Here is a 6,917-nt window from a genome sequence, read left to right as displayed (position 1 = left end):
ATCTTCACGAGCCTTCTAGGGGAGCCTCTTTGGCACGGGCAAGGGCCACAACACCGCCCGCAGGCATCGATGCAGGGCTTTAGGGCCGCCCACCCCTGCCCGTGGTCGAATCGGGCACGTGACTGGTGACCGATCGGTGACAGCTGCGGGCAGCGCAGCGTTCCAGTGACGCCGCCGATCACGGCCTCGGTCGTCCAGATCGGCGGACCTGGAACCAGCCGCGGGCGCGCCTCGCCTAGGCAGTGTTCGATGGGGCAGTCGCCAAACCGGTCAGAACCCCCGGCCGGTTCTCGCAGGCCAATCTGCCGATGGCCGATGCCGGACTACGTGGCGCGGGGCCTGAAACCAGCACCGTTGGGGCGATGAACCGGCCCGCTTCGCCGAGGGTTATCGTCAGGGCCGTCGGACGAATGCCGTGCACTGCTGATCGAACGGAATGACGGAGCGCCGCATGATCAACGTCGCCAGTCTCCTCCTCGCCGCCGCGCTGTTCACGGTCGGCGTGCTCCACTTCCTCTGGGCCGTCGGCGTCTACTGGCCGGCCACTTCCCAGGAGGACTTGGCCCGGAAGGCCATACCCGACTCGGAAGAAATCCCGACCCTGCTGACCGCCCTGGTGGCGGCGTTGCTGGTCGGGGCCGCGTATGTGGCCCTGGCGGCGAACTGGGACGGACTGCGTTTCGTCCCCGACTGGCTGTACGCCATGGGCATTTGGGGCCTGGTCGCGGTCATGGCCCTGCGTGGGCTGGTCGAGCCATTCACCACCAGCAAGGGCAATGAGCTCTACAACCGGCTGAACCGACGGGTGTACGCACCGTTCTGCGTCGTGCTCGCCCTACTGGGCGTCGTGGTGGCGGTCGGCTAAGAACTGTCCGGCGGGTCACGTGCGAAGCCAGAGAACGATGGGCAGCGACGGTCACGATGCCGTGCGAGATCGGTGAACAGAGTCGTCGTCATTTGGTGGGTTGGTGCTGGCAGATGGGGACTGCGGCTGTGCCGACGAAGGCGCGGATCGGTCCTGTCAGATGCCTTTGCAGCCCGGACTCCGACGCAGTCGATCGCGCAACGCGACCAGTCCAGCTCCGGCGGCCTGCCGACCTTCAGCACGCCCAGCATTGACCACTGGTTGGAATGCTGCGAAGTCGTCATGGACATCCTGCGCAGCCCCCGCTTCACACGGACGAACAAACCCACAGAAGCATGCGACTGTGGCCGGCCCCGGGAGCGCACAGTCCGCCTTCTGCTGAACGACCACGACCGATGCTCCGGCGGACATATCGAGATCCTCGAGTCACTCGGCCGGCGCCTCGCTCCGTAGAGCCTGCACTCCTTCGCTCAAGCCCCACCTACAAATCCGGACAGCCTCCGGGCGTGACGACTGCCACGGTTGCCAGCATGCGGCAGCAAATCCTTCACGTCTTCCCTACCTTCTCCGCAAAATCTTCGGATCAATCTCAACGCAACGAGCAGCACAGGAAGATCGACTTGGTTCAAATCCGCACTATGTGTGGCCCCTTGTCCGTATAGCGACCAAAGACTGCACGGCGACTTCGCCCTGCCGGACATAAGGCTGTAGTCATATTCCCCGTCAGGCCCGCCGGGGCCCGGACGGCCTGACCAGCCGGATGTTCCCCGGTGAGGGGTCGTCACTTTGCTGCCCAGCGCCGCAACAGGGGTCCCGGGCGCATCAACTCGCATCGACTCGCAATAACCAGGGGGAACACCCATGTCTCAAATAAGCCGACGCCGCGCCCTGGGCGCCTCCGCCACGGCTCTGGCCGGCCTCGCCCTGACGGGCTTCGCGCGAACGGCCGAGCCCTCCGGCCCTCCGGCCGCCGGTCACCGTACCCGGGAAGCCCACTCCCCGGAAGGCTCCGGGCACACACCCACACAGCCGAAGCCGTTCGACGAGTCCTTCAAAGGACGTCGCATACAAGGCGCGCCGTCACATCACGGAGGACACCACGGCGCCGGTTACTCCGTGCACATCGACGGCGAGGAGCTGCACGTGATGCAGAACGCCGACGGCACGTGGATCAGCGTTGTCAATCACTACGAGACCTTCGCCGGCCCGCGGGCCGTGGCTCGCGCCGCCGTGGTCGAGCTTCAGGGATCGCAGCTCGAACCGCTGGTCTGACGTCACCGCCATCCAGCAACGCCGTCCAACCCTGAACCCGAAGGCATTCCCATGACCGTACGCAAGAACCAGGCGAACCTCACCCCCGCCGAGAAGCGCCGCTTCGTCGACGCGCTGCTCGAGCTCAAGCGCAGCGGGCGTTACGACACGTTTGTTACCACCCACAACGCGTTCATCATGAGCGACACCGACAACGGAGACCGTGTGGGCCACCGTTCGCCGTCCTTCCTGCCCTGGCACCGCAGGTTCCTCATACAGTTCGAGCAGGCTCTCCAGACAGTGAACCCGGACGTGGCACTGCCCTACTGGGACTGGACTGTGGACCGCTCCCCCACGTCCTCTCTGTGGGCGGCCGATTTCCTGGGCGGTACCGGCCGAAGCAGGGACGGGCAAGTGAGCGACGGCGCCTTCGCAGCCACCTCCGGCAAGTGGCCGGTGTCCGTACGGGTCGACGGGCGTGGTTTTCTCCGCCGAGCCCTCGGCTCCGGCGGACAGCAGTTGCCCACTCGTGCGGAGGTCGACTCCGTGCTCGCGATGCCCACGTACGACACGACGCCCTGGAACAGCGCGTCCGACGGATTCCGCAACCACCTGGAAGGCTGGCGCGGCGTCAACCTTCACAACCGCGTACATGTGTGGGTGGGCGGACAGATGGCCACCGGTGTCTCCCCCAACGACCCGGTCTTCTGGCTGCATCATGCGTTCATAGACCGGCTCTGGGCCCAGTGGCAGGCTCGGCACCCGGGATCGACGTACCTGCCTGCCGCCCGAACACCCAGCGTGGTGAGCCTCAATGACGTCATGCGTCCCTGGAACGACGTGACGCCCGCCGACATGCTGGATCACACCAGGCATTACACGTACGACACCGCGGCGTAGCCCGAGCCCCACCCCTCATCAATGAAAGCACTGCGCCTCCTCCGCTGCACCCAGCGCCGCTTTCGGAGAGGGCGTTCTACGAGGTTTTCGCGAGCCCTGGAGAGGGTCATTGGCGGCTGACCGTACGGGTCACGCCCGCGACGATCGTCGTCGCCAGGGTCCAGCCGGTGATGATCAGGGCGTACGACAGCCACTGGTGCCAGCCGTCAGGGGCGAACGCCGGCTCCTGGCCGAAGTTGACGACCGGCAGGAGCAGGTCGAGGGTGTAGAAAACGGAGTTGAAGTCAGGGGCCTCTCCTGTCTTGATGGGGCGTGGGTGGTCCAGGGCATACGCGATCGATCCGATGGTCATGAGGGACAGCAGCCAGACGGCTGCGCGCAACGGGCGGAAGCCGTAGCCGACGGTGGCGTCCTGGACATACCCCCACAGCCGCCCGTACCAGGTGAGCGTCGTGCGTCGGCGGCGCTGCTTGGCGAGTTGGACGAGCCGGGCCGCGTCGTCGTCACCGACATGGCGGTAGGCCGCCGTCAGCTGCTCGTAGCCGTGCGGCTCATACCGCTCGCCGTCCCGCTCCAGCATCGGAAGGCGGCGTTCGGCGGGCTCGTGCGGGGTGAGTACGGTGTATGTGAGATTGCTGAGATACACCTGGTCCGGCAGCATCTCCGGTTCAAGGGTCAGGATCTCTATTTGAGAACGCCGTAGATTCAGGGCGCCCTCGATGCGATCGCCCCTGCGCAGCCAGAGTTCACCGATGACACAACTGCTGGCCCGCAGTGCCGTGTCGCCCGGATGCGAGAGGTGGGCGTGGAGTAGGTCGAGACGGCCCGATATGCGCGAGCCTCGGAGCTCGACCCGGCCCTGGGCACGTACACACCGCGCCCGTACATGGGCTCCCACGTTGAGGTTCTGCGCGTCCAGCGCGGTGCCATCGGGCTTGTTGAACACGGCGTCCTGAACGTTGACCCGCCCGGCGACGGAGGCGCCAGTGAGCCGTACCTGTCCGTGCGCGCGCATTTCTGGCGCCCACAAGTCGTCCCCGATCGTGGCCTGGTTGAGCTGCAGCACCGGCTCGGAGTCGTCCGTCGCCGTGAACTCCGCGCGCTCCATGAACAGCGCCCCGGATATCTGCGCCCCGCCAAGCCGTACCGGCCCCCGCATACGGCAGTCCGTCATCCGCAGCACCCCCTCGACCCGCAAGGTCGCCGAGGTCAGGCCCGGCAGAACGGAATTGCTCAGATTGAGCTGGCGCAGCTGGGCGCCGTACAGGTCCGGAACGCCATCGAATTGGCAGCTGCTCAGCCGGATGGCGGCGTCGATCGTGGCGTACCTCAGGTCCAGTACGCCGGTGATCCGCGCCCCCGTGATCTTGAGCGCGGCGATCTCCCCCTCCTCCTGCGGAGCCTTGATCAGCAGCGCCCGCAGCACACTCGCCCGTACGGTCCGCTCGGCGCCCCAGGTGTTGCCGAGCGCCGGATCCTCGTTCTCGGCGGCGCGGAAGTCCACGGACTCACCTCGTGGAAAGGCCCGCCATATACGTACCTCGGCCGGCGTCAGATCGTTGGTCTCGCTCACGCCGGGACTCTGACGTGCTGCGTTCGGGCTGTCAACTTCCGTACGGGCACGCCATACTGTCCGACATCCTTCCACCCCCGCCCCCGCCCCCGCCCGTGCCTCGCCGGGTGCCCGGGGTCTGCTCGACCACCCATTGCTTGGGTTACGGCGCGAACCCTCTCGCGCCCACCTGGCGCTGCACGATCTCGACGTTGATGCCGAGCCGGGCGCCGTGCTCGACGACGGCGTTCTTGAACCCCGCATCCACCCACGCCTTGGTCACGGTGGGCGCGGAGGCGGGGCCGGAACCCGGTTACGAGCTCTTGACCCAGGCACGGCTGGTGCGTCGACCAGCTCCGCCTGCGCGCCGAACGCGGCGCTGATAGCCCCCCAGGGCAAGTGCCAATCGTGTACTGGGGAGATGGCCTGCTGGACTCGATCGACGGGCTGCGGTTTGTCGTCCCCGTCCGAACCACCAACGCCGCGCCTCGCCCAAACGCACGGGGGCGCCGGGGAGAGACACTGCGGCGGTCAGGTGCGTGTGCCTTGGGCAGCGCAGCATGAGAGCCCACATCAGCAGCAGCACGTCAATGACGTACCCGATGGTGCCGACGAAGGCGTAAGTCTCAACCCTCAACCCTGGCCCCCGCGTTCGGCGTCACTCACACCGCAGGGGCTCGACGGGCCCCTCGGTGACCTGGAGGCCCCATCTATGAAGCAGCGGGCACATACCGCCTTACTCGCCCTGTCACTGGCCGTAGCCGTGGGAGCGGCCACGCTCACCCCGTCCGCGCACGCGGCGCAACCAGAGCGCGGACACGAGGCGACCCGGACCGCACTGCATAATCTGGTCGAGAAGGGCGGACTTCCCGGAGTGGCCGCCAAGGCCCAGGACGGCAAGGGGAGGTGGTCCGGCGCGGCGGGTTACGCGGACACTGCCACGGGCCGCAAGCGTTCGGCCGGCGACCACTTCCGCGGGGCCAGCATCACCAAGACGTTCATCGCGACCGTCCTGCTCCAACTGGAGGCGGAAGGAAGACTGAGCCTGGACGACACCGTCGAGACATGGCTGCCCGGTCTGGTGCAGGGCAACGGGTACGACGGCGGCAAGATCACTTTGCGCCAACTCCTCAGCCACACCAGCGGCATCGCCAACTACACCGACGATCGCGCATTCCTGCACGACGCCGCAGGCCTCGGCTTTCCAGAGCACCGGTACGACACCCATACGCCCGATGAACTCGTGGCGATCGCGCTCAAGTACCCGCCCAGGCCCGATCCGGAAAAGGCGCCGTCGTACTCGAACACCAACTTTGTGATCGCCGGGATGGTCATAGAGAGGGCAACGGGCCATTCGTACAAGCAGGAGGTCACCCGCCGCATAATCCGGCCATTGAAGCTGCGCGGGACGTCGTTCCCCGGCACGGCGCCACAGATGCCGAACCCGCACCCCATCGGCTACTCCCGCCTCCACCAGGACGCTCCCGACGCCAAGATCCATGACGCCACCGAGCAGAACATGACCTGGCTGGGCGCGGCCGGCGACATCATCTCCACGAACGGTGACCTCAACCGCTTCCACCGTGCGTTGTTACGGGGCGAGTTGATGCCCGCTGCCCAAATGAAGGAGATGCTTGACGAGGTGTCGGCGGGCGAGGGGGTTGGGTACGGGCTCGGGCTCGAGTTCGCGAAACTGTCCTGCGGCGTGAAGGTAGTGGGCAAGAGCGGCCGTACGAACGGCTCCCTTTCCGCGATGGTCGGCACGGAAGACGGGAAACACCAGCTGACGTTCAACATCAACGGTGACTGGCTGCAGGATGCATCGCTCTACGTCAACGTGATCGAGGCGGAGTTCTGCGACAAGATCCCTGCCCCGCCCGACAAGTCGTCGTCTCCGACGGTACAGCTCACACACTCCCTCGCCGCCTTCCCTCACTAGACCACGCCCACGAGCTCTTGGCGCCTGTGGCAGACGTGTTTCCCCACCCCGCCCTTCTCGAGCCAGGGGGGCTGGGTGGGGAAAGGTCCGCCGAACAGGAACGAGGTCCCCCGCTACGCCGGCTCGTACCGGCACATCACCCTGGCCATGCTCGCCCACGCCTTCCTTGTCGCCCTCGCCCACCAGCCTCGCCCCACTCGCCGTGGCAGAAATCCGGGGACTCCTGGACGCTCGCCCGCCCCACCCACGAGCCGACCGTCACCACGCCATCCATGCCCTGAATGGTCGGCCTGCTCGCAGACGGCCGAGTCGGTCGTTTCAAGGTCGGTACCAACCGCACGTGCCACCGTTGTTCTCTGTCATGGGCCGCGTTGACTACGCGGTGAGGTTCTCGAGGACCGCTGCGCCCG

Annotated in this window: 5 protein-coding genes and 1 pseudogene; 4 read left to right on the top strand and 2 right to left on the bottom strand. The window is 66.7% G+C overall.

The features are described from left to right. Positions 1 to 451 precede the first annotated feature (451 nt). The 3 genes from J7E89_RS28715 to J7E89_RS28705 all read left to right on the top strand — a co-directional run bounded on the left by J7E89_RS28715 (position 452) and on the right by J7E89_RS28705 (position 3,016). Complete coding sequence (locus J7E89_RS28715; protein WP_214977361.1) at positions 452 to 865, top strand: DUF3995 domain-containing protein; 414 nt, start codon at positions 452 to 454, stop codon at positions 863 to 865. An 861-nt stretch (positions 866 to 1,726) separates the two neighbouring features. After that, positions 1,727 to 2,137 carry a tyrosinase cofactor gene (locus J7E89_RS28710; protein ID WP_214977360.1) on the top strand — a complete coding sequence of 137 codons (411 nt, stop codon included), beginning with the start codon at positions 1,727 to 1,729 and terminating at the stop codon, positions 2,135 to 2,137. A 51-nt stretch (positions 2,138 to 2,188) separates the two neighbouring features. Next, positions 2,189 to 3,016 (top strand): tyrosinase family protein, encoded by an 828-nt coding sequence (locus J7E89_RS28705; RefSeq protein WP_214977359.1) that lies wholly within the window; start codon positions 2,189 to 2,191, stop codon positions 3,014 to 3,016. Between the two features lie 106 nt (positions 3,017 to 3,122). Here the strand turns inward: J7E89_RS28705 and J7E89_RS28700 are convergent, their stop codons facing one another. Both J7E89_RS28700 and J7E89_RS42475 read right to left on the bottom strand, forming a co-directional pair. Next, positions 3,123 to 4,589, bottom strand: coding sequence for a membrane-associated oxidoreductase (locus J7E89_RS28700; protein ID WP_214977358.1), 1,467 nt, complete (start codon positions 4,587 to 4,589; stop codon positions 3,123 to 3,125). A gap of 145 nt (positions 4,590 to 4,734) precedes the next feature. Further along, a pseudogene (locus J7E89_RS42475) lies at positions 4,735 to 4,851 on the bottom strand (IS5/IS1182 family transposase); the annotation flags it as partial. A gap of 429 nt (positions 4,852 to 5,280) precedes the next feature. Between J7E89_RS42475 and J7E89_RS28695 the strand changes: the two are divergent. After that, positions 5,281 to 6,507: a serine hydrolase gene (locus tag J7E89_RS28695; protein WP_214977357.1), complete on the top strand. Its 1,227-nt coding sequence runs from the start codon at positions 5,281 to 5,283 to the stop codon at positions 6,505 to 6,507. Positions 6,508 to 6,917: the final 410 nt, after the last annotated feature.

It is taken from the genome of Streptomyces sp. ISL-100, from assembly GCF_018614615.1.
Taxonomy (GTDB): Bacteria; Actinomycetota; Actinomycetes; order Streptomycetales; family Streptomycetaceae; genus Streptomyces.
This window is presented reverse-complemented; position numbering and strand designations above follow the sequence as displayed.

What these genes read in the sequence shown, in the direction of transcription:
- J7E89_RS28710 (WP_214977360.1), top strand. Translation starts at nt 1,727, where the DNA reads ATGTCTCAAATAAGCCGACGCCGCGCCCTGGGCGCCTCCGCCACGGCT.
- J7E89_RS28695 (WP_214977357.1), top strand. Translation starts at nt 5,281, where the DNA reads ATGAAGCAGCGGGCACATACCGCCTTACTCGCCCTGTCACTGGCCGTA.
- J7E89_RS28705 (WP_214977359.1), top strand. Translation starts at nt 2,189, where the DNA reads ATGACCGTACGCAAGAACCAGGCGAACCTCACCCCCGCCGAGAAGCGC.
- J7E89_RS28715 (WP_214977361.1), top strand. Translation starts at nt 452, where the DNA reads ATGATCAACGTCGCCAGTCTCCTCCTCGCCGCCGCGCTGTTCACGGTC.